The sequence below is a fragment of the Robertmurraya korlensis genome, from assembly GCF_023715225.1.
Lineage (GTDB): Bacteria > Bacillota > Bacilli > Bacillales > Cytobacillaceae > Robertmurraya_A.
In genome coordinates this window covers 273,139-293,089 of sequence record NZ_JAMBNS010000001.1, presented here as the reverse complement: position 1 = coordinate 293,089, position 19,951 = coordinate 273,139, and the positions used below count along the sequence as shown (strand labels likewise).

The window sequence follows — 19,951 nt, the reverse complement described above, 5'->3', positions numbered from 1 at the left end:
CTCCATATATAAAAAAGCCCTCAGATGAGGGCTTTATCTGCTTCGGCCGAAAGTCTTTCCATATCCTTTTTTCTTCAGCTCAATAACAAACTTTTTGGCTGTATTTAGATCGGTGTGGATATAGAACTGGTAAGGATCTTTTTCCTGTGGCTTTTCATTCGGACCGTAAATCTTATCAGCGACACCTTGGCACTTATACCCCTTTTTCTCATACTCAGCAACAAGAGCCTTTGCTTGCCAGAACGCAAGGTTAGGAATGACAACATAATAAGGTGGATTCTCCTCTTTATCATATTGTTCTAGATTCGCTTGTTTGTAGATTCCTAGAAGTTTATTTGCATAACCATATGGATCCGTTGCATATCCTGCAGCTTCCACAGCTCTTGCAGCCTTTTCAAAGTCCTCTTGTCCAAGCACCGCCCGGTACTTGTTACGGTCCCAAGAAACACCTTTAACATATAATTTGCAAAGGTCTTCCATTGATTCTAAGAAAGAAGGATACTTCCGGAAGTTAGCTAGGACTGTAACATCTTTCCCGTTATAGTGCTCCCATGTTGGCATTTGTACGGCTTGACCGTTATATGTTCCTTTAATACCGAATAGGTTAAAAGCTTTTTTTGCTAGTCCACTTTCACCGTATCGTGATTCATGACAAGCTTGAGCGATTATCAGAGAAGCAAGTACACCATATTCCTTAGACAACTTTTGAGCGAAAGGAGCAATGGTACTGATAAATGACATTACTGTTCATCTCCTTTAGTTACTGTATTTTGTGTACGGCTTTCAGAACGTTTTATCTTTGCTTCAATTTCACTCGCCACAAAATCAATGGCCCACGTAGGAATCCATACATTCCAACCTGCTCTTTTAAAGTTTGCTGACATAGAAACTAAGGTATGGAACATAAGACCGCCCCAAAACATAAAGAAAACCAAATTTGGAGTTTTTAATATGTGATCTAATACTGCACCAAAGGCAGGAAGAGCCAACATTACCGCAACTCTCATAATGCCTTGAATCCCATAAGCACTACCGTAACTAGCGTCCTTTTTAGAAGCAGAAGTACCACCGATCCAGTCAAGGGCAATCCCTAGCAACAGAGCTGATACAAACCAGATATACATTTCGCCACCATAAACCTTGCTTAGTACAGACCCAGCAGTCCCGCTAATGGCTCCAATAACTCCGGTTCTAGCTGTAAATAAGTTGCTCAAATTAAGCACTTCCAAATAGCTTTTCATCACACACCGTCCTTTTTTACATAATAAAAAGAGGACTGATTAGCCCTCTGTAGTAGTTATTAAATCTTGTCTTCCTTCAGAAATTAAATAATTATCAATTCCTTGTTGTAAGTCTGGACGTTTTGAAATAACGTAATCGTAGGTGTAAACTCCATCGATAATTCGTTGCCCCATGTATGCAGCCATTAGAATGCACCTCCAGAGAAAATGAGTTCATCCAATGCAGTTTGCATGAGTTCTTGTTGTTTTTTTACTTGTTCTAGTTCCTCTTCTGGAGTTAATGGTTTAGGAATAGCTTCATCTTCTAACACCCATTGTTTAACCTGATCCATTGTAGGCTTTGGTTTGGTGCTTTTCCATACTGCGATATATGGACCTTTTCCATTGTTATCGTCCCTTAATAAAACATCGTCCTTAGATAACTCAGGATAACGTTTTAAGATTGAAGGTTTCATTGTATCGCCCCTTTATGATAGTTTGCTAATTTGTAAATGGTAATTTTCCATTGTTGCGCCTGAATCTGATTGAACATAAAACGTATAGGAATTACCCGCGGTCAATTGTAGAACTCTTGTAACACTAAATGTTCTTGCGCTATATTCCGCATATAGGCGCGTCATTACGGCTCCATTTTCGTAAAGCACAAAATCGAATAACCCTGTCATTGATGCAGATAAATGCCCGTGTACATTGACTAGGTAAACTCCGCTTTCCTTTGGTACATAAGTATTACTAGCAAATTCACCTTGAATATCTGCATATTTATTTGTAAATCCAACTTGCGTATCAACTCCGGCTGCTAGTGATGCATTTGTTATTCTTGATACTGAAACGTATGGCTGTCTAGATAAGTTTACAATTCCATCTTTTGTGGCATAAATAACACCGTTAAGTATAGAGTTATCACTTACCCTTCTAGACTTCAAAGCGAATTTTCCCGAATCGCTATCTTCATTCCATTGAAAATAGATGCCGTCACCGTCACTGTCGTTGTGAGCTACTGTATTAGCAAAAAGACCGTATGCTCCTAAATTTACGTTCTTTGTTGCTCCTGTATATGGAACAGCATTATCCTCAATTGCTTGAAGAGCCGCGATAAAATTAGCACGAGTGAAAAAATCAGTCCCAATAGGCATAGGAATTTTTAATTTCGTTGTTTCATTGGCCATTCTATATCACCTCGATTTGATCCCATGTTTTATTAAGTGCATCTATCTGATCCCAGGTGTAATTGAACGAATCAAAACGGTCCCATGATGTATAAAGATAGGTATAAGTTACACCCAAGTGAGCTGGCTTTATTTGTTCAATCACATTCTTTAAATCATTCAAATTAGGTGGAGTTCCCCGAACACTTACAAACTTAATGTCAAACTCATAAGTAGAAGGTTTCTCAGTAATAACTACATCCCCGTTGGTGAATGATTGACAAAGGTTTTTGATGTGACTTACTGTCACTGTTCCATAGCCCCTGAACTTGGAAATGATATTGGATCTTCTCTGTTCTATAGGTATGTCTACCATTGAAAGACCTGCTTCTTTCTCCCATCTCTCAATGGTATCAGTGGACGTTGATACGAAGAACTGATCCAATGCTGATGAAACAGCATCTTTTAAAGTCTGAATCTCCGTATCTTCCACAGCGAAAACAGCTAACATGGTTTGAATATCTGAATAAATTGATGGCATTTGATCACGTAACATTGACTGTCCCCACCACCGCTACCTGACTTGAACCAATGGTTACATTTGCAGTTCCGCTGTTAAGAGTAAGATTTCGATAATCACTTACACCTGGAACCTCTAATATCTTAGATCCAACTAAGGCATAACTCACAAAAGTCGATTTAAAAGCAATTGACTTTAGATATTCCTTTAGGCTTTCTGTAATTGTTGTTGTGACGGAAACAAGACTGTAACCACTCAATATATCTACGTCTACTGAAACATTGATAACAAGTTCAGTAGCACTTTGAACAGTGACGGTAGCACCTATTGGCTTGTTGGCATCTACATGACTTTGTACTGTTGAAACCAGTGTAGAATCTGCTGCCAGACCATTGCTGTTGATGACTAAACATTTAACCGTTCCATTCCCATTCCAAAGTGGTATAACCTTCGCATCGCCAATGCCGATAACCTCTCTACACCAATTTATATAGTGTTGAGCATTCCCACTGGTAGCTGGTGTTTGAACCTTATCAAAATAACGTTCTCTAAGTTGATCATCTGTTTCTTCATCGGTCCCATTTATAACAGCAGAAAGGTTTGTTACACTAGTAACTCCTTCGATGGCTTCTAAGTTTACAATACTATTTGCTGGTACATTCCCGATAGATCCTGCAGATTCACAAGTGACAGGAACATTTGCAATTCCAGAGGAAATAGTCTTTTCTTCTGTAGAAGTAAAATACACAGTATCTACAAAAAAACGAGTACCTACCGGGATAATGGTTCCATTTGTACCAGAAACTCGAACGGTTGTAGTAGCGTAAGTTGCAGGCTTTCGAGTAATCCCTAATTCAGCTGTGATTTTATCTAAATATTCATCCGTAGCCGTTTCTGCAAAAGCTTTATCAATAATGGTATCCATTTCGATGTATCCATCTTCTAAGGCTGTAGCTACACCAACTACTGCATCATAGATAAAGCTCCCCTCTGACTTATCGTAGTCATCTGAAATTGAACTGAGCATTCGTTCGATAATTTCATCCTTAGTTGGCATTTAGGTTCACCTCCGTTTCCCCGTAGATCGTATCAAGAACGAATTCAATGGTTAGTGTTTCTTGGTCAAAAGTTACTTCAAGTCCTGTTAATCCGTTAATGTAAGGACTTCCCGAAAGTGCCTCTTCAATCATTCTCCTAGCCTCTGTTTCCACTGCTGCTGAAGAATAACCAGAACCAATTAAACTTACTAACTCTGAGCCATAATCCCAGCTATACACATCATGTTTAAAGCGTTCAGTTAACAAGGCTTTATAAGTCCATATCTTCACAGCTTCAAGACCTTCTACAAGATACATTTTGTTATTTTTTAATAAAAAGTCATTTTTCTCAAAGTCCCATGCCCATTCTTTTGCAAGAGGTACATCCTCTGTTATCTCTTCTGTTATCGGCTCAACGTATGGGAATATCAAGGGTTACTCACCTTCCCTAACACAATAAAAAAAGCTCCTGTTCGAAACAGCAGCACCGTGTCACCTGTGGTTAATGTAGCATCGTTCAATATCTTCAATTGGTTTGAACCCAATGTAATTCCGGTTGTATGAATGGTTAATGGAGAGGTAGATAACACTTCACCAAAGAAATCGTTCTTTAGAATAGAAGCTGATCCTTGTTCCCTCATAATGGTAATTAAACGAGGAACACTCATTTCTTATTCCTCCATTTCATTTTTAAAGTTCAAGGTTAAACTCATGGTGTGGTTTCCATTGGACCAGGTATGTGTATCTTCATCAATGTAAAAGAGTCCTGACAGTCCTGTGTATGGGTCTCTAATCCGTACCGCTCTTCCTGATATACAACGAACATCACCTAGACATTCAAGAGAAGCTTCACGGTCCATTCCGTGTAAGAGCTTCTTAGCTTCAGTTGTTGCATTTTTGTCTTCTTGCTTCTCATACACATCCTGAAAGATCCCCCAGGTATTAAGTCCTTCACCTGTAACTTGACCAATCCGATTCCCTTTATCATCCACAATAAGGACTTTATTAATGACATTTTCAATCGTTTCAGAGTAAGTAGAATCTGTAATATTTTCTTTGTTTGCCAATCGGAAATTAGATACTTCTTGACCAGCTGCAATAATAGACAACTTCCCTGACTGAATAACCGGGAGGTATATCCGTTTAGTTGATTTTTTCGCTTCTTTACAAGCACTTAAGAGCATTTGATAACAGTTAATGCTTATCTCAGCCTCTAAAGTTATACCTATTCCAGAATCCACTATAGAGCCTACAGGAATTCCTAAATCAGCAGCAACCTTCCTTACTACAGCTCCTAAAGTTGTCTTGGTGAAGTTATAGGATCCTGAACTTTTTAGAATATAAACCATCGGATCATATGCAAGAAATGATATAGCCTTTGATGAATAAGATAATTCTTTTTTAAATAAATACCCACTAAATAATGTTGTTTTCCCATCCACAAGAGAGACTGCTTGCCCTTGAGATACTTGATAAGGTAAATTGCTAGGAACTGAGAATTCAAGACTTCTAGCCGCATTGTATTTAGACCCTGACCAGGTTAGGTCTGTGTGGTGGATTTGTTGCTTTCCTACATAGAGCTTCATGGAATAATCAACACCGTTCCAATTTGTAACAATCTTTCATTCTTGATACCGTTCTTAGCTTTTATCTCCGTCCAACGGTATGGATTGTTGTAGAATCTTCTAGCAATCGCCCATAAGGTATCCCCTTTAACAACCTTATAAGTCCTTGGTTTTGGTTTACTTGTTGTTGACCTAGTACTAGGTTTTTTTACTGTTGTGGTTAACTTCGGTATTGTAATTACTCGATATTCAACTAAGGTTAGTTCAAACTCTACATCTCTTGAACCGGCTCTCTCTCCGTAACTGAAACTCTCGATAAAAAAGAGTTTATTAATGTTGGTGTTAGTAATAAACAACCGAAAAGGCAAACTGTTGTGTTCCCAACTCTCAATAATCTTTACAAAGTCATAAGGTTTAGGGAAATTTCGATACTGACAGAATGGATAATACTGATTCGGAAAGAAGGACTTGAAGGAAATACGATCTAGCTTTTGATCTCCTTTTCTGGAGTATTCTCCAAAGTCATTCACTTCCACAATGTTAATTTGATGCCCTGTTTCTACAGTGAAGTCAGCCGGAAGTACAGGTAAACGTAACTTCTTTTTGTTATTTCCATCCACTAACCAAAATTCCATTAGTACGCTGCACCTCCATAACTAACTAGTTCTTGTTCAATTCTTGTCACCAACTTAGTGGTAATACGGTCTATATCAGCCTCTTCACGAACAATAATCTGATCTGCTAATTTAGCAATAGAAATAGACCCTCCGCTTGATTGGTTTGCCTCTTGCTTCGTAAGTACTCTTTCACCTTCATGTAGCAAGGCTGGAAAGTTATTACGAGGTACACGCTTCATACCAAATGCTTTTGGTGAACCTTGTTCAGTTTTATTGAAAAGATATTTAACTGCAGAAGTCACCAAACTGTTCTTCACACTTTCTGTCTTTTCCCCTGCGCTTACAGCGAATTTCCCAACAAGTTCAACTGCTCTTTTTCTTACATAAGCATTTTTATCTTGTGGACTACCAAGAATCGCTGTATAGATTCCTGAGCTTTTGATTTGTGCATCTAAGCCACTAATTAACCCTTGGCCAATTGCCGTACCAATTTGAACTGCTATTGGCACGAGAACAGGCATGGAAGCTTCTAAACTAGAAAGCATAGTTTGTACAATGGTATTTGATGCTTCTTGAACCTTGAGCTTTCCTTCTGCTTCATACCATTCACTAAACCTCTTAGTTATGTCCTCAAACACAAATCCAACTTTCGCTTGAATGCTAGTGAGCTTTTGGAAGTCTGGATTATTATAAATACCTTCAACCCATCCGCCTATTCCTCTTGCAGCCGTAACAAAACCAGTAGCAATGCTGGAAGCCAAATCTTGACCAATCTTAATCAGGTTATTTCCTTTGCCTGCTTGCAAACCTTTATTAATATCATCAAGAAGAGGTTTGATTATTTTAACCGCTGGATCACCAATTTTTCTAAGTCCAACTTCCATCGTTTCTTTTATCTGGTTCCACACTCCAAGAGTGGTGTCGCCCATTTCATTTACGAGCTTTTTAGTCATGCCCATTTTAGTAAAATACTTATCTAATTCTTTTAATTGCTTTTCTATTGGTAAGTTTTTAATATCATTCAAGACACTTTTAGATAACTCGAAACGCTCAGCCATAGACCGAGAATCACCACTAAATAACTCACGCAAAGCAAATACAGAACCTTCAACCCCTTGCTTCGGATCCACAGCAAGTAAACGTTCGGCTAAGTCCCACATTTGATCAAGTTGCCCTTGGTTTTTACTAAGAGCAATAAAAGATTTTGAATTCCCGAAGATATCTTGAGAGTTTAATAATGGAGATCCAATGGCCATTTGTTCCATGCTCTTCATGTACAAGTCTGATTTTTTCTTGTCATTGAACATCGCTTCTATCGTTTTTGCTGACATTTCATAATTTGCCGCATTCAAAAAAGTACTGTCAAAGGTTTGTTTACCAGCATACATTCCACCAAACAACAAAGTCGGACCTAGCCAACTATTCATAAGACCTCCGCCCATACCACCGTGCATACCATGTCCCGAACTTAACAGATTCTTAGTTCGTGATACCGCGCGATGTAGAGCATGATAGGCCTTTTCTAGTTTACCGACTTCATGAACCGCCTTTTTCGTATCGACATCGGGTTTTATTTTCTTATTGGACTGCTGCCTTAACTTCTCCATCGAGACCTTCATACGCATTAATTCATTGTGTGTTTTTTGTACACTTTTAGTAATACGTTCAAACTCTTTGGAAGCCTTGTCTTCTACGGTGACTTTCGCTCCTAATTCTTCCACATCTTTTCTTCTTGCCATTTAACCACCTCCTACCCTAAAAGGTGTCCTTCAATCTCGAGTTCATAAAAAGCTCGTATAATGGTTATTTCCCCAGAAGGCATATTATAAAAGAAAGAGGGACGCTGACGACCATGCAACCAATAGTAGTAGCACATCTCCGCCATTCCGTCCCTCTTCACTAGTTTTTTATGTCTTCTACAGCACCTTCATTGTAGCCACTTAGCTTGTTAATCTGTTCATAAAGTGCATCCTTCTCACCAGGCAAGAAAAGCTTATCTACAAGGTCATAAGGAGTTGCTGCGCCAATGTGCTTGCATAATTCTTCATCTCTTAAGTTTGGTTCTGCTATTCCAGACAGAACAGTTGCTTTTCTTACTTCATTTACGTCAAGGACATCATCCTTAATGGCCATGTCACGAATCTCATCCAGTTTGTCAGATGAAATCCCTTTAATCTTTACAATAAACTGCTCACCTAGAAGATCACTAAGCCTCTTTACTTCAACTTCTTTCGTAGGCATTTGCAATTTACTGGCATCAAGCTTTAATAATTTCTCTATAGCGTTCATAGTATCCTACCTTCCAATTGAATCGATTAATGTTGGCATATCACTGAATGTGAATGGCTTTTCTTCACGAAGAATCGTGTTATTTTCCCAGTCAGCTAGAGTGATATCATCAAAGGTACAGTTAGGAATTGACACACGCTCCGCTCCAAGTGCTGCAGGATCTTTAACCTTAGAAACGATAGTAACCATTAATTCTTTTCCTTGCTTCAACATATCCAACTGACGTTTTAACAGCTTTGAATTAATTTTAGTGAAACGCACTGACCCGGTACCTTCCCATCCCATCATTTTCTTACCACGGCCACTAGGAACACCGCACATAGGAACATCTTCTTTTAAAATGTTAATCTTTGCTTGAAGTCCAAAAACCTCAGCAAACTTTTCACCGTTTATCCACGCTTCTCCATAAGTACCGGAAATAGCTTGTTCTGGTTTAAAAGTCATTGACTATCCCTCCCTTACAGATATGCCTTCATTGTGATATCTTCCATTGCATCTAATGGCTTGATATTAGAGCGAATAAATACATCATCCTGAGTATTTGCTTCTTTAATCTCTTCATCAGTCATTTGAGAGGTATCTACTCCGATTCCTTGTAGGAATACACGTTGAGCATCGATATCAATCTCAACTGAATTTACTCCTGGATCAAGTAATTGGTCTGCTTCTAATTGCATGTGATAAGCATCAATGGCAGTTAGTAGAAGCACTTTGTTATCGTAGCTGTTTGGATATTTTCCGATGTAATTGTCGTTAATGGTCTTTGTAATATCCGAGTAGTAAAGGTCAAGAATATCAACAATTTTAATCTTCTTGAAGCTTGCCCCTTTATCAGCTGTAGTTGTTTTGAAACTATTCACTCCACGAGCAACTTTTACTTTTTCACCATCATGGAAAATTACAAATTCACCGTTATCAATGGCTGTATCCAGTTGAGCTTTTGTATAAGACTGACAGCTTGTTACTTCAGGAAGAGGTTGGAATGTAGTTGCCATACTTAGAGGTGTTCCAGCAATTAATCCTGCAATACGAGCACAATATTGTGCAGCTGTATAAGTGGTTGCACCATTCACAATACTTCCAGTAGTAAAGTTAATAACATACTCTTTATCTGCTGCCGCACTTGGTAAAACAGCCTTAACCATTTTTCCATTGTTACGCTGATTTCCTAACCAAGTATAGATACCAGCAAGTTGAGCACCTGTTACTTCTGGTATAGCCAGGTAATCAAATACTTGAGTCTCTAACCAAGTAAGACCTGCTGTCCAATCGGCCTCATTCCCCACTCGAACAATAAGTTTCAATGGAGCTTGCTGGCCCCCGATTAAAGCTAACTCCATTTGTTTCTTGTTCGCATCTGAAAGAGCAGCTGGGATATCTGTAGAGGATAGAACAGTGTATGTCCCGAGTGCAGCTGTATCTTTTAATAAAAGAGCAACAATTCCCCTAGCACCACGCTGAATTGCACTTGCTGCTAACTGTTTAAATAAAATATTTACTTGTGGGAGTCCCATCAATTAACCTCCTTAGTGAGATTCACTTGACCGATCATCGGTGTAGAATCTTCTTGTGTTCCATACACAGTGAAATCTAAATCGAATAAATAATGCAGAATGCCGTCTACAATTTCATACCGTTCTTCAGACGGTTTTATCTTATATGTGTCAAAAGAAATAACTGAAAACATCTGGCCAAGTTCCTCTGACATAACTAGGTTCTCTTCCTTTGTTTCTTCTAATGACATATATTGAACATCAACAATTATTGACCGTTCCTGTTGGTTAGGAGTCGGTTTTTCAAATGCGACTGGAATTATATCCACAAAAAAACAAGGCCTTTTTAGACCTTGGGTTTTCTTTTCATCGTAGACTTGATGATCTGTAAATGTATCTGATAAGACTTTTACAATACTGTCTTTAATTTTCACCATCATGCGCGACTCACCAACTCATTGAACATTTTTCTTAATCTACGAGGAATAGTTCTGTTGATCGTCTTTATGGAGGTTGTAAGCATGTAATAGCCGTCCACTTTTCCAACTGTATTTCCTGATTTGTCCACAATCTTATGACCAAACTCAACAAATGGCGCAAGTGGTACCTCTCTCCCCTCATAAGTGGTGGTGGCTGTATTGTAAATCATTAGATACACAGTATCGCCATCACGTTCAATACCTGAGATTTTCCAAGCTCCTTTTAACTCTCCATCATCAACAGGAGTACGTTTCAACACTGCACGATTTAATGATTTTCCGAGATCGAGTAGAAACTTCTCCAACTCTTCCGGGAAGTTATTCTTAATGAACATCAACTGTTCATTGTACTTCTTGAAGCCTCTCATTTCCATTCTGATCATTAGGCCTCATCCTCCATTAAGAGCTCAACCGTTTGATGAGTGTGAGTACGGAAATAACTTTGAACAGTCGCTTTATATACATCAAGTTTATGGGTTATCTCTAATTGATCCCCAGCTTTTAGAACATGTTCGTTTTCAAGATGGAGTTCAAACCGATATATCACATCTCGTTCCTGTTCAGACTCATTTGCAGACCCACTGACGAGTCGAATGAGTTCGCAAGGTATTTGGCTTAGAACGACCTCTAAACGTTCTCTCGTGGCTCCAGAATCAGTCTTATAGTTAACCATTCGACTTACATTACAAGAATCATAGAACGAGTGTTTTCTAGCCTTCTCACAGTTTAGGGTAAGATACCCCTTGGGAACTTCTTCGAACGTCAAAATGAGGTACGTGAGACCGTCACAGGTGAACGTTTGATATTCAGCAACGTCAGAATCTTTTCTAATAATAAATTGATAAGACTCCTCATTTTGTTCAAAGTCTCTACGTTTGGTTTTAATTACTCTTTGGCCCCATACCATTCCAAAAGAAAACAGCAGCCTTTTATTTAACTTTCCTGGATTCATACTAAACACCACCTATAGTAAGTTTATAGAGTGCAAGTTTAGTAATGTTTTCACTACTGGGTTAACCTTGTCCTCTTCTACAGTGTAGGTTCTATTCTCGTACATCTCAGTAGCTAAGACTAAAAGAGCTATGGTTAAATCTTCTTTTAGGTCCATTGATTCAAAGGTTAAACCTGTGTAGGATTTGATGTAATGTTTACACGCTATAAGGATAATCGAAAATAAAGAATCCTCTTCGTTATGGCTCACTCTAGTGTGATCTTTAATATCCTTTATCGTGATTTCACTGATCTTCATCAGCTTTCACCTTCTTATTGCGTTTAACAACAGGTTTCTCTTCTTCTTGAGACGGAACTGCTTCGCCCTCCTCAGGGGTTGGAGCTTCTGTGTTTTCGTCAGGTGAGTTACTTTCATTAAAATCAGCATCTTGTGATTCTCTACTTGAACCATTGTCATCTGGATTTAAATTTTCATCTTGTTCTTCAGACTCTAAAGGTTCAACGTAACCTGCACGAATTAAATCTTCACAAATGTCTTTATCTTCAATTTCTCTGACTTCTTTAAATGCCATTGAAATTACTCCAGCAAAACTTACAAGAGCCTTTACCTTCATGTGATTCACACCTTTCTAAAAGAAAAGAGATGGGAAACCCCATCTCCTAAGTATTAAAGCATTTTTAATCGAGAGATTTTTTGAGCATTTTCTACTTTTGAATCCATTTCAAGCCATGCCACTACACCAATAGCGTGTTGAGTAGCGTACTTCTCCCGTAACACTTCGATAGTTACTTCTTCAGCAACTTTTACAGCTAGACCTGACATATCTCCGTAGTAGATAACAGTTTTTCCTGTTGCCATTTGAGCCATATTATCAGAAGTGTAAACATCTTTACCAAGCAATGTGTACCCCCACTTAGCTGATACATCTTTGTTTAGTAAATAGTTTCCATCTGCATCCTTTAATTTACGGATGGCTTTACGTGTTTTTCTGTTCATAATCCAAATCGCACTACTTTGGAAAACGTCTGGAACTTCTTCTTGAACATCAATTAATTCGTCAGTAGTGATTACTGTAGCACTAGCTGCAGTAATAGTCTGAGTAACTGTACTTAATCCAGAGATTTTAGCAGCTGTCCCATTTAGCAATTCTCTTTCAATCCACTTAACTGCAGACTCTGCAACTTTACCAATAATGAAGTTTACTAAATCGAAATCTGAGTTGTTAAGTAATTTCTTAGAGATTTTAGTTAATGCTCCTGCTAAGAAACCAGTAAGTGTAATGCTAGTGAATTTACCAGAAGTCGCTTCAAGCTCAACAAATTCGTCAGCATAGGCCATTGTAATTTGTTGCGTAGTTTCATCGTAGTAAGGAATGGTAAGCGATCCACCAACGTTGTAACGTGTAGCCAATTGATAAATTGGACTCAAATCATAAACTTTACTGATGATTTTGTTAGCGATGGATTGTGGAATAACCGCTCCATTATCACCAGTTGTAAAGTTGATATCAGCACGTTCTTCACCAGCAACTCCACGAATGTAGTTAGCAAAAGCACGAGCTTCAATAACCGCTCTTTCTTCAATTTTTGATGGTACTGTTCTTTTCTCTCCGAATTTAAGAACATCCGCCTCAGCAGCTAAGGTCTTATCGATTTTAGCAACTTCTGATTTAATTTCATCAAAACGTCTGCTTTCCTCATCGGAAAAAGCACGGGATTCTTGTTTACTCTTCTTTAAAAGGCCGTCGGCTTCATCTAAAAGATTGTTACGTTGCTCCACAAGTGTAGGCATAGAGCGAACTTCAACTACAGGTTTGTTAAATACGTTAATAGGCATTTTCATTAATGGTTTCCACCTTTCATCTTTAAAAATTCAATTTCTTTTTCAAAAACAGAGTAATCCACAAGTGATTCCTCCCGTTTTTCCTCAACCTTGGTGAGATCTTCAATTTCTGCTCGAAATTCGTCACCGCGTTGCTCTGAAATGACCTGTTCTTCTCCACGAGCTTCAATGCTTGTAGCAATATAAGCTGGAGTTTTGTCCAGGATAGACACCTCAATGAGGTCAATATCATCAAGATATCGAAGAGCAATTCCTTCTGGACCGTCCTCCCATGTTGGATTATTGTCGATAAATCCAAACGACCAGCCTCTTAATTCGCCATTTTTGGCTTTTTGGACCACATTTTCGTCTGTTACGGTAGTAATTGCACGTAATCCGATGTTATCCTCAAATAACTGAAGATTTCCTTCTTTGATAGAACCTAGGCGCATGTTGGGATCGTGATTAAAACGTAATTCCACATCATCGGCTTTTCTAAGAGCTTTTTCAAACGTTTTCGGTCTGATTTTTTCCTTAAATCGCCCGCGTGGTGAAGGTAAAACACGACTTTCCCTTTCAACTGCGTTAACGTACCCATCAAGTAACACCTGATTTCCCCGAATCTCTATTCGCATTCGTCTCACCTCCTTTCAGCTCGTCCATATTGTTGGTTTGATTGGTGTTAGGTGTGTAAATTTCTTTTGTTTTCGGATTATAAAGTACGTCTTGGAGTCCTAACTTGATGAAATCTACTCCGTATGGTTCAAGATCTTCTTTGAAACGGACTTCATCCCATTGCATCCAACCGTTTTTAATCCCAATTTCATAAGCCTGGTAACGCTTGAGCATGTCACCTTTTAAAAGGTCTGTTGTGTCAAAGGCAAAATAAAAAGACTCATTTTTCTCACTAGGGAGCAATAAGTCTTTGTTTATGGCCGTGATTAGCGCAGCCAATATAGGCAATATGCAGATTTTTATCCAATGGTTATATTCTTCATCGGTTGCAGAACCATCCAGAATAGAAGTAGGTATTTTAAGTACTTTAAGGACCTCGTTAGAATTGGTCTTTTTGTTCTCATTGAGTTGCATTTCCACAGATGTGTTTGAGGCTTCTTGGAAGTCTAATCCGTTGTTTAAAACCACTACGTTTTCACTATTGTTAGCATATAGGTTTTTCCAAGCAGTTTTTAATTCAGTAATAGCATCTGGAGATAGCCTTCCTTGCGCCTTTAGGAACCCTTTTTTATTACCACCTGTTTTGACCAGGATTTCCTCAAAAATCAATGTGTTATATGCAACGGACAACAGTTTGTTATTTTGTTCAATAAACCCTATACCAGTTACACCATCTTTAGATCGTCTAATTAACTTCAAGAATTCATATGGTTGATAAGTAGCTCCATGGACTAAAAGATCATATGCTTTGAAAATTGGATCCACATTCATGTTGATTGAAACATTTTGGTGTTTAACATAGTGCAGACTTTTTACTTGGTTTCTCTCTCGATTGATATATGCGTAACCCGATCCATCAAGTAAATAGTCCTCTACAAGAGCCTTTTTGAACTGAAAACCATCCAAAGTGTCTTTTGTCTCATCGTTTAACAACCTAACTCGGTCATCTTGCACCTCTGTAACCTTCCCGTTTTCCTCTTTAAAGAGCTTAATCGGAATAGATGCCACTGTGTCACTAATGAGATCCACACCAGCACTTAGGGCCGGAATGTTCATAGCTTGATCTCTTTCAATCCTTTTGGTTAAGATACCAGCACTAATTAATAAGTCTTCAAGAGTTTCATCAACTGTTACTTCACGTTTTTCTAATCCAAACATTCGCTTCCAAAATCCCACATTCTCACCTCCTTAAATTACCTGAGCTCCCCAATCGCTGTCTGGATTGAAGATCACATCTTGCTGCAGCAGATAAATGGCGTTGATTGTACTCACAACCATGTCTACTTTTCCATTCGATTTCTTTTTGTTCACATACATATTTTTGTTATTATCCTCAGTTACTTTTGCATTTTGAAAGTTCTCCTCATAAAGCTTGTTTTCAGTGTAGTGAAATTCCTGGTTTAGAATCTTCTCTTTTAATAATTTGGTTGCTGGGTGAAGAACACTTGAGTGCTGTTTAACTTCAACAGTAATGTAGCCTGCGCGTTCAAGCCTTTGTGCTGTAGATAAACAGTTGTAACGGTCATAACCAAATTTCACAACAACCACTCCGTGTTCCTCTTCTATTTTCAGGATCATATCCTCTATAAATCCATAATCGACTGTCATATCTCCACAAGAAAAACAATCACCGGTTTTAATAAAATCATGATAGTTAATCTTTTCGAGCCTATTTTTCTCAGGAATCCTTTCAGTAGGTACAAAAGCAACTGATTTTGAATAAATCCTTCCGTCTTCCTCAGTGACCATTGAGTATGAACAGTTATCGCTTGTCATCGCTAAATCGATTCCCACCCATACTTGTCGGCCTTTCCATTCAAAAGAGTCTAGTTTGCATTTTCTGAGGTCTTCCACATTAATAAATTCCTCACCACTGTTAGAAGGTAAAAAGTGGTTCATGTGTTTACATAGGTACTCTTCACGCTCTGCCGGCTTTTCAATGGCAGTTTTACGAGCATCACGAATTTCATTGTAGTTCTCTTCAATTCGAAGAGGGTTCGCCTGATAAAGCCCTGTTTCATCCCACAGATGCTCAGGTTCCGCGTAATATAACAAAGCAAACATGCGGTCATCATCGATAATTCCAGCAAACACTTTTTTGATGTATGCCAACTCTTCCAACATGATAGACTTATCTTCTGCGTAGGCTGTGGTCAATTTAAAACGAAGTGGATTCTTTACGTTCAATTGGCCCGACTTCATAGCATTGATGTTTTTGTAATCCTTAAGAGCTCCCACTTCATCGGCAATAAAGGCAGAAGGACGAATGGAGTTGTTCTTGTTTGCTTCTGCTGTTCGAGCTTGGTAGAAGCTGTTGGTGAGCTTGCAGATTATACGACCACTCAATGTTTTAGGAATGACAAAGTATTTGCTGATATTAGGACTCGCTTGGATAATTTGAGTCATTGCCTTTTTGACTTCCCCAGCAAGCTCACGATCCAGACAGATGGAATAAAATTCTGAGTAGTCATCTTCAGTAAGCATCAGAATGATTAATATAAGAGCACAAATGAATGTCTTAGCATTCTTTCGTGGAATAAACAAAGTCACATCTCGGTACCTGAATTTTTCAGGATTTTCTTTAAATCTCCAACCGAAAATATTCACAAGAAAAAAAGCCTGGAATCCTTCCAGACCTTCTAAAATGGTTTTACCTGTTACTCCTAACCCTGTTGCAAAGTGTAGAAGCGTAAGTATACCTTCGATTTTCTCAACTTCTTCTTCATCAAAGTAGTAAGGGAAATCATCATTTTCCTGCGCTTCAAGTTCTTTCAGGAACCACTTACACTGGATAATAACCTCTTTTGTAGTAATCTCTTTTCCTGCAGCAACTCTCTCTGCGTATCTTATTGCTTTTTCAAATATCACTTCTTACCACCAGCCAAAACTTTAAGCAATGGATCATCTTCTTTTTGTTTCACTTGGAAGTTAATAGTACCCATTTTCGCTCGGCTTTGTGGAGATAGGCTCAATTCGTTGCAGCAACGGAAAAAGATTTTTGTGTACTTATCCAGATTCTTTAGGAGCTCGGCTTCATCTCCCTGACCTTTATTAATTTCCTTCTGAATTTGTTGCTTTCGATCAAGGGCAAATACACAGGTTTCTAAAATGTAAATATCCAAGTTTCCTAGAATCCCACTAGCCTCAAGTTCTCCCACGATGAAACGGAAAATCTTTTTCTGTCTGGCATTCAAATGACTAGGAGGGGAAATACTATCGGCTGCTCCTTTGAGCTTGTTCTCGATTAATACCCGTTCCTCAATTTCTGCTTTTGTTTGAGAACACTCGGACAATAATTTAGCACTTTTCGTTGGTCTCGCCATTTCCTCACCTCCTTAAAATTCCATTTTACAGATTTTTTGCGATCCTGACGGCAGGCGTGGTCTCCGGCCAGTCCTCATTTCGACAAATTGACCCGGGGGGGATCAAAATTCGACTCATTTCATATCGTTTCATGTCATATCTTATTGTTTTCTTCTTGTTTCTTTGCAATATCAATGAGTGTCTGTCTGTCTATCTGTCCATCCTCAGCTAGCTTATGATGTGGAGCACACAGGGAAATAAGATAATCATTGTTCAATCTCTTACTCCAATCTTCTATGATTGGGACAATATGATGGACCTCAATGTTAGTAAAGGTATATCGTGCAGGAAATTCCCTAATACACATCTGACACAGGTGCCTGTCTCTTTCCCTTATTTCTTTACTCTTATTAGTCCATACTCGTAATCTCCTAAACTTATCAATATACGTGGCTTCTTTCTTTCGTACTGGTTTATATGGACATTGATAACTACGGTCATGAATACTTCCACAATATTTACAACTTCTCAGCATCTAATCAATCCCACTCTTGTCCATAAACTTCCTCCGATTCTCACCCATGTACAAGAGAAAGAACGTAAAGATACAACCGATATAGAAACCAAAGATAAGTCCTGTAATCATTTCAACTGTCCTTTGATTTGTTCTAACTCTTTAATGAACTCCTCAACCATAGACTTAGTTAGTACATCTCTACTGATAGGAGCTCCACCCATGAATTGTTTAATCTCTAATTTACCGTTAGCAATTGAACCTTTAATAAAAGCTCCATTCACATCTAATCTCTGAGTAAATATCATCGTCTCTTCACTGCTCCTCTCTCTCGTTTATAAGTATCTTTACGAATACCCATTAGATCCTCAATGTCTCTTCTGGATAAATTCTCTTTCTTCTTAACCTTTACTCGTTGTTCTTTAGGCAAAGACTTAGACTTATGTTCCTTCTGATTCCTAATAGCTTTTCTCAAGTTGTTTACACGCTGAATCTCTTCTCTGGTTAAATGATCCGAAAATAACATGCAACCACCTTCTTTAGGAAATATAAAAAGCACCCGTTGTTTTGGATGCTTACTAACCAATAATTAAGTTTTAAAAAATTCATACGAACGTTAGTGACGTATATTATTTATATTCTTTACATTCTTACCATTCTTGTTTGTGGACAACTGATGGACAACTGCTGGACATTTGCGGGACAAAATTTTTATGAGTATGTCTACAAAGTCAGTCATACCAAGGGTTTTAAACACAAATTTGATGGACAAAAACGGGACAGAATTTGACCAGAATTTGGACAGGATTTTTACGTATTTATCACCCGTTTTTTACTGCGGAAAAACAGAGAAAACCGTCTCGATCCAATCCTTGGACAGCTGAGATCACTGCTAGCCCTGGAGGTGCTTCTATGAAAGCGTAAGGGTATGAGCGACATTCTGTCGATTATGGCAATCAGAATGCAACCAGGATTGGAGTATTCGATTAAATGAAAATAGGAACTGAAAAGAAGTAGAAGTGTCAAACACCCTTGCCTCTTAATCAATTCCCGATGATATAACTTTAACATGTATAAATCCAAGTGACACAACTTAAAACCGTAAAGTTATTGGATTGTTTTTGTAATATTTTTAGATGTTTTTCTCGTACTGTTTATTACTTTTCAAAATTCTTCCCATGACTTTTTGCCATTAGTCCAAACCCAAAACCTATATAGGCACTAACTACAGCAATAAGAAACGCAATTCCCCAATCCATTTCCTCAACTCCTTAGTGAATAGTAGGTGTCAATTCTTCGGCACAACAATATTCAAACTAATAGCTAATTTATAAAAAGCTTTCCACCGGATTTTGCTGTAGGTCTTTTCTGAAATAGGTGGTTGAAACTTAAAGTTATAGACTTGTAGATCCGTTGTGTACTCGGCTTCTTCTGACATATACCGTTCCTCAATAAGAAACCTTTCCATCTTCGGTAAAGCTCTCACAGACCGTTCTAGACGTTCACAGAAGTTCTTTCTATATCTCATTTCATCGGTGTTGTAAATCGCGATAGAAGCTGTCTGGTCGCTTGTGACATTAGTGGCTCCGTGTTCTCTTGGTGTACTACTCGAAGTGATGGATGCTTCTCTTTCTTCAAATGTTAAGTATTTGAATAGCCGATATTTAGAAAAGTATTTAATTAAATCGGCTTGTACTTGTTTTCTGTCTAATATGGGTAAAAACTCTTCTGGTTCAAAGCTCACTAGGAGTAGACCCCCTTTATTTTTGCTAAGAGAAAGCCCCAAAAGTCGAAACTCTCAGGGCCATTATGTTTACTGTAAAAGATCTTCGTCTGTTTCACTGAAGATATCCTCTTCTGGATCATCTTCAGGAACATCTTCCAAACTCATTTGGTTAGGAGTTACCTCAACTGTTCCATCTTGACCAACCTTGTATTCTACACCTTCATGGTCGTTATCATAAAACTCATCAATGCTCATTTGAGACTCAACAATAGTTAAAGTAACATCTGACCCAGCTTTTTTGTAGAAGTTAAATGATTGATCAGAAGAAGTGTCACCTTTAACAATAAAATCTAAGACTGTTTTCTTGCTATCTTTCGAGATTTTATTAAACTCACAAGTTAGTTTTTGTTCAATACCTTCAATGGTTAACTCGACTACTTCACGTGTCATTTGGTTAAGCTCTGGTTTTTTCTCATCCTCACCTTTGACATAAAACTGAACGAGCTCCTTTTTGCTGTCCTTTGTTTGCTTATTGAAATTGGCTTTGACCGTTACTTGCATGATATTAGCT

Annotated in this window: 30 protein-coding genes; all 30 read right to left on the bottom strand. The window is 38.3% G+C overall.

The annotated features are described in order from the left end of the window. Nucleotides 1-33 precede the first annotated feature (33 nt). The 30 genes from M3175_RS01580 to M3175_RS01435 all read right to left on the bottom strand — a co-directional run bounded on the left by M3175_RS01580 (nucleotide 34) and on the right by M3175_RS01435 (nucleotide 19,941). Nucleotides 34-741 (bottom strand): glycoside hydrolase family 73 protein, encoded by a 708-nt coding sequence (locus M3175_RS01580; protein WP_251513890.1) that lies wholly within the window; start codon nucleotides 739-741, stop codon nucleotides 34-36. After that, entirely contained in the window at nucleotides 741-1,241 is a 501-nt protein-coding gene (locus tag M3175_RS01575) for a phage holin family protein (RefSeq protein ID WP_251513887.1), read from the bottom strand. The genes M3175_RS01580 and M3175_RS01575 overlap by 1 nt, the downstream gene beginning before the upstream one ends. A gap of 39 nt (nucleotides 1,242-1,280) precedes the next feature. Beyond that, nucleotides 1,281-1,427 carry a hypothetical protein gene (locus M3175_RS01570; protein ID WP_251513884.1) on the bottom strand — a complete coding sequence of 49 codons (147 nt, stop codon included), beginning with the start codon at nucleotides 1,425-1,427 and terminating at the stop codon, nucleotides 1,281-1,283. Further along, nucleotides 1,427-1,696 carry an XkdW family protein gene (locus tag M3175_RS01565; protein WP_251513882.1) on the bottom strand — a complete coding sequence of 90 codons (270 nt, stop codon included), beginning with the start codon at nucleotides 1,694-1,696 and terminating at the stop codon, nucleotides 1,427-1,429. Before M3175_RS01565 ends, M3175_RS01570 begins: the two co-directional genes overlap by 1 nt. Nucleotides 1,697-1,708: 12 nt before the next feature. Further along, nucleotides 1,709-2,410: a hypothetical protein gene (locus M3175_RS01560; protein ID WP_251513879.1), complete on the bottom strand. Its 702-nt coding sequence runs from the start codon at nucleotides 2,408-2,410 to the stop codon at nucleotides 1,709-1,711. Nucleotide 2,411: 1 nt separating this feature from the next. Beyond that, nucleotides 2,412-2,945: a putative phage tail protein gene (locus M3175_RS01555; RefSeq protein WP_251513876.1), complete on the bottom strand. Its 534-nt coding sequence runs from the start codon at nucleotides 2,943-2,945 to the stop codon at nucleotides 2,412-2,414. Then, nucleotides 2,935-3,966, bottom strand: a complete 1,032-nt coding sequence (locus M3175_RS01550) for a baseplate J/gp47 family protein (RefSeq protein WP_251513874.1) — start codon at nucleotides 3,964-3,966, stop codon at nucleotides 2,935-2,937. Before M3175_RS01550 ends, M3175_RS01555 begins: the two co-directional genes overlap by 11 nt. Then, nucleotides 3,956-4,378, bottom strand: a complete 423-nt coding sequence (locus M3175_RS01545; RefSeq protein ID WP_251513871.1) for a DUF2634 domain-containing protein — start codon at nucleotides 4,376-4,378, stop codon at nucleotides 3,956-3,958. Before M3175_RS01545 ends, M3175_RS01550 begins: the two co-directional genes overlap by 11 nt. Continuing rightward, complete coding sequence (locus M3175_RS01540; RefSeq protein WP_251513868.1) at nucleotides 4,375-4,614, bottom strand: DUF2577 family protein; 240 nt, start codon at nucleotides 4,612-4,614, stop codon at nucleotides 4,375-4,377. The genes M3175_RS01545 and M3175_RS01540 overlap by 4 nt, the downstream gene beginning before the upstream one ends. A 3-nt stretch (nucleotides 4,615-4,617) precedes the next feature. Beyond that, entirely contained in the window at nucleotides 4,618-5,532 is a 915-nt protein-coding gene (locus M3175_RS01535) for an XkdQ/YqbQ family protein (RefSeq protein WP_251513866.1), read from the bottom strand. After that, nucleotides 5,529-6,146 (bottom strand): LysM peptidoglycan-binding domain-containing protein, encoded by a 618-nt coding sequence (locus tag M3175_RS01530; RefSeq protein WP_251513863.1) that lies wholly within the window; start codon nucleotides 6,144-6,146, stop codon nucleotides 5,529-5,531. Before M3175_RS01530 ends, M3175_RS01535 begins: the two co-directional genes overlap by 4 nt. After that, nucleotides 6,146-7,867: a hypothetical protein gene (locus tag M3175_RS01525; protein ID WP_251513860.1), complete on the bottom strand. Its 1,722-nt coding sequence runs from the start codon at nucleotides 7,865-7,867 to the stop codon at nucleotides 6,146-6,148. The genes M3175_RS01530 and M3175_RS01525 overlap by 1 nt, the downstream gene beginning before the upstream one ends. A 160-nt stretch (nucleotides 7,868-8,027) precedes the next feature. Next, complete coding sequence (locus M3175_RS01520; RefSeq protein WP_251513858.1) at nucleotides 8,028-8,417, bottom strand: phage tail assembly chaperone; 390 nt, start codon at nucleotides 8,415-8,417, stop codon at nucleotides 8,028-8,030. Nucleotides 8,418-8,423: 6 nt separating this feature from the next. Next, complete coding sequence (locus M3175_RS01515) at nucleotides 8,424-8,861, bottom strand: phage tail tube protein (protein WP_251513856.1); 438 nt, start codon at nucleotides 8,859-8,861, stop codon at nucleotides 8,424-8,426. Between the two features lie 14 nt (nucleotides 8,862-8,875). Continuing rightward, nucleotides 8,876-9,931, bottom strand: coding sequence for a phage tail sheath C-terminal domain-containing protein (locus tag M3175_RS01510; protein WP_251513855.1), 1,056 nt, complete (start codon nucleotides 9,929-9,931; stop codon nucleotides 8,876-8,878). Beyond that, nucleotides 9,931-10,347, bottom strand: coding sequence for a phage tail terminator family protein (locus tag M3175_RS01505; RefSeq protein ID WP_251513853.1), 417 nt, complete (start codon nucleotides 10,345-10,347; stop codon nucleotides 9,931-9,933). The genes M3175_RS01510 and M3175_RS01505 overlap by 1 nt, the downstream gene beginning before the upstream one ends. After that, nucleotides 10,347-10,772, bottom strand: coding sequence for an HK97 gp10 family phage protein (locus tag M3175_RS01500; protein ID WP_251513850.1), 426 nt, complete (start codon nucleotides 10,770-10,772; stop codon nucleotides 10,347-10,349). Before M3175_RS01500 ends, M3175_RS01505 begins: the two co-directional genes overlap by 1 nt. Next, on the bottom strand, nucleotides 10,772-11,341 hold the full coding sequence (locus M3175_RS01495) for a head-tail adaptor protein (protein WP_251513847.1): 570 nt from the start codon (nucleotides 11,339-11,341) through the stop codon (nucleotides 10,772-10,774). Before M3175_RS01495 ends, M3175_RS01500 begins: the two co-directional genes overlap by 1 nt. Before the next feature lie 12 nt (nucleotides 11,342-11,353). Further along, nucleotides 11,354-11,638, bottom strand: a complete 285-nt coding sequence (locus tag M3175_RS01490; RefSeq protein ID WP_251513844.1) for a head-tail connector protein — start codon at nucleotides 11,636-11,638, stop codon at nucleotides 11,354-11,356. After that, nucleotides 11,625-11,954: a hypothetical protein gene (locus tag M3175_RS01485; protein WP_251513841.1), complete on the bottom strand. Its 330-nt coding sequence runs from the start codon at nucleotides 11,952-11,954 to the stop codon at nucleotides 11,625-11,627. Before M3175_RS01485 ends, M3175_RS01490 begins: the two co-directional genes overlap by 14 nt. A gap of 53 nt (nucleotides 11,955-12,007) precedes the next feature. Then, entirely contained in the window at nucleotides 12,008-13,183 is a 1,176-nt protein-coding gene (locus tag M3175_RS01480; protein ID WP_251513839.1) for a phage major capsid protein, read from the bottom strand. Further along, nucleotides 13,183-13,797, bottom strand: coding sequence for an HK97 family phage prohead protease (locus M3175_RS01475; protein WP_251513837.1), 615 nt, complete (start codon nucleotides 13,795-13,797; stop codon nucleotides 13,183-13,185). Before M3175_RS01475 ends, M3175_RS01480 begins: the two co-directional genes overlap by 1 nt. Then, the gene (locus M3175_RS01470) at nucleotides 13,760-15,013 is read right to left on the bottom strand and encodes a phage portal protein (protein ID WP_251513834.1); all 1,254 of its coding nucleotides are present in this window, start codon (nucleotides 15,011-15,013) and stop codon (nucleotides 13,760-13,762) included. Before M3175_RS01470 ends, M3175_RS01475 begins: the two co-directional genes overlap by 38 nt. A 12-nt stretch (nucleotides 15,014-15,025) precedes the next feature. After that, nucleotides 15,026-16,705: a terminase large subunit gene (locus tag M3175_RS01465; protein ID WP_251513831.1), complete on the bottom strand. Its 1,680-nt coding sequence runs from the start codon at nucleotides 16,703-16,705 to the stop codon at nucleotides 15,026-15,028. After that, complete coding sequence (locus M3175_RS01460) at nucleotides 16,702-17,160, bottom strand: phage terminase small subunit P27 family (protein ID WP_251513828.1); 459 nt, start codon at nucleotides 17,158-17,160, stop codon at nucleotides 16,702-16,704. The genes M3175_RS01465 and M3175_RS01460 overlap by 4 nt, the downstream gene beginning before the upstream one ends. 134 nt (nucleotides 17,161-17,294) lie before the next feature. After that, nucleotides 17,295-17,675, bottom strand: coding sequence for an HNH endonuclease (locus M3175_RS01455; RefSeq protein WP_251513825.1), 381 nt, complete (start codon nucleotides 17,673-17,675; stop codon nucleotides 17,295-17,297). Nucleotides 17,676-17,782: 107 nt separating this feature from the next. Continuing rightward, nucleotides 17,783-17,962: a hypothetical protein gene (locus M3175_RS01450; protein WP_251513822.1), complete on the bottom strand. Its 180-nt coding sequence runs from the start codon at nucleotides 17,960-17,962 to the stop codon at nucleotides 17,783-17,785. Then, nucleotides 17,959-18,180 (bottom strand): hypothetical protein, encoded by a 222-nt coding sequence (locus M3175_RS01445; protein ID WP_251513821.1) that lies wholly within the window; start codon nucleotides 18,178-18,180, stop codon nucleotides 17,959-17,961. The genes M3175_RS01450 and M3175_RS01445 overlap by 4 nt, the downstream gene beginning before the upstream one ends. A 762-nt stretch (nucleotides 18,181-18,942) precedes the next feature. Next, complete coding sequence (locus M3175_RS01440; protein WP_251513818.1) at nucleotides 18,943-19,398, bottom strand: ArpU family phage packaging/lysis transcriptional regulator; 456 nt, start codon at nucleotides 19,396-19,398, stop codon at nucleotides 18,943-18,945. A gap of 69 nt (nucleotides 19,399-19,467) precedes the next feature. Further along, nucleotides 19,468-19,941: a hypothetical protein gene (locus M3175_RS01435; RefSeq protein ID WP_251513815.1), complete on the bottom strand. Its 474-nt coding sequence runs from the start codon at nucleotides 19,939-19,941 to the stop codon at nucleotides 19,468-19,470. Nucleotides 19,942-19,951: the final 10 nt, after the last annotated feature.

What these genes read in the sequence shown, in the direction of transcription:
- M3175_RS01575 (WP_251513887.1), bottom strand. Translation starts at nt 1,241, where the DNA reads ATGAAAAGCTATTTGGAAGTGCTTAATTTGAGCAACTTATTTACAGCT.
- M3175_RS01500 (WP_251513850.1), bottom strand. Translation starts at nt 10,772, where the DNA reads ATGATCAGAATGGAAATGAGAGGCTTCAAGAAGTACAATGAACAGTTG.
- M3175_RS01475 (WP_251513837.1), bottom strand. Translation starts at nt 13,797, where the DNA reads ATGCGAATAGAGATTCGGGGAAATCAGGTGTTACTTGATGGGTACGTT.
- M3175_RS01455 (WP_251513825.1), bottom strand. Translation starts at nt 17,675, where the DNA reads ATGCTGAGAAGTTGTAAATATTGTGGAAGTATTCATGACCGTAGTTAT.
- M3175_RS01460 (WP_251513828.1), bottom strand. Translation starts at nt 17,160, where the DNA reads ATGGCGAGACCAACGAAAAGTGCTAAATTATTGTCCGAGTGTTCTCAA.
- M3175_RS01550 (WP_251513874.1), bottom strand. Translation starts at nt 3,966, where the DNA reads ATGCCAACTAAGGATGAAATTATCGAACGAATGCTCAGTTCAATTTCA.
- M3175_RS01435 (WP_251513815.1), bottom strand. Translation starts at nt 19,941, where the DNA reads ATGCAAGTAACGGTCAAAGCCAATTTCAATAAGCAAACAAAGGACAGC.
- M3175_RS01570 (WP_251513884.1), bottom strand. Translation starts at nt 1,427, where the DNA reads ATGGCTGCATACATGGGGCAACGAATTATCGATGGAGTTTACACCTAC.
- M3175_RS01525 (WP_251513860.1), bottom strand. Translation starts at nt 7,867, where the DNA reads ATGGCAAGAAGAAAAGATGTGGAAGAATTAGGAGCGAAAGTCACCGTA.
- M3175_RS01445 (WP_251513821.1), bottom strand. Translation starts at nt 18,180, where the DNA reads ATGTTATTTTCGGATCATTTAACCAGAGAAGAGATTCAGCGTGTAAAC.
- M3175_RS01565 (WP_251513882.1), bottom strand. Translation starts at nt 1,696, where the DNA reads ATGAAACCTTCAATCTTAAAACGTTATCCTGAGTTATCTAAGGACGAT.
- M3175_RS01555 (WP_251513876.1), bottom strand. Translation starts at nt 2,945, where the DNA reads ATGTTACGTGATCAAATGCCATCAATTTATTCAGATATTCAAACCATG.
- M3175_RS01515 (WP_251513856.1), bottom strand. Translation starts at nt 8,861, where the DNA reads ATGACTTTTAAACCAGAACAAGCTATTTCCGGTACTTATGGAGAAGCG.
- M3175_RS01520 (WP_251513858.1), bottom strand. Translation starts at nt 8,417, where the DNA reads ATGAACGCTATAGAGAAATTATTAAAGCTTGATGCCAGTAAATTGCAA.
- M3175_RS01510 (WP_251513855.1), bottom strand. Translation starts at nt 9,931, where the DNA reads ATGGGACTCCCACAAGTAAATATTTTATTTAAACAGTTAGCAGCAAGT.
- M3175_RS01535 (WP_251513866.1), bottom strand. Translation starts at nt 5,532, where the DNA reads ATGAAGCTCTATGTAGGAAAGCAACAAATCCACCACACAGACCTAACC.
- M3175_RS01560 (WP_251513879.1), bottom strand. Translation starts at nt 2,410, where the DNA reads ATGGCCAATGAAACAACGAAATTAAAAATTCCTATGCCTATTGGGACT.
- M3175_RS01580 (WP_251513890.1), bottom strand. Translation starts at nt 741, where the DNA reads ATGTCATTTATCAGTACCATTGCTCCTTTCGCTCAAAAGTTGTCTAAG.
- M3175_RS01450 (WP_251513822.1), bottom strand. Translation starts at nt 17,962, where the DNA reads ATGATATTTACTCAGAGATTAGATGTGAATGGAGCTTTTATTAAAGGT.
- M3175_RS01480 (WP_251513839.1), bottom strand. Translation starts at nt 13,183, where the DNA reads ATGAAAATGCCTATTAACGTATTTAACAAACCTGTAGTTGAAGTTCGC.
- M3175_RS01485 (WP_251513841.1), bottom strand. Translation starts at nt 11,954, where the DNA reads ATGAAGGTAAAGGCTCTTGTAAGTTTTGCTGGAGTAATTTCAATGGCA.
- M3175_RS01495 (WP_251513847.1), bottom strand. Translation starts at nt 11,341, where the DNA reads ATGAATCCAGGAAAGTTAAATAAAAGGCTGCTGTTTTCTTTTGGAATG.
- M3175_RS01490 (WP_251513844.1), bottom strand. Translation starts at nt 11,638, where the DNA reads ATGAAGATCAGTGAAATCACGATAAAGGATATTAAAGATCACACTAGA.
- M3175_RS01540 (WP_251513868.1), bottom strand. Translation starts at nt 4,614, where the DNA reads ATGAGTGTTCCTCGTTTAATTACCATTATGAGGGAACAAGGATCAGCT.
- M3175_RS01530 (WP_251513863.1), bottom strand. Translation starts at nt 6,146, where the DNA reads ATGGAATTTTGGTTAGTGGATGGAAATAACAAAAAGAAGTTACGTTTA.
- M3175_RS01505 (WP_251513853.1), bottom strand. Translation starts at nt 10,347, where the DNA reads ATGGTGAAAATTAAAGACAGTATTGTAAAAGTCTTATCAGATACATTT.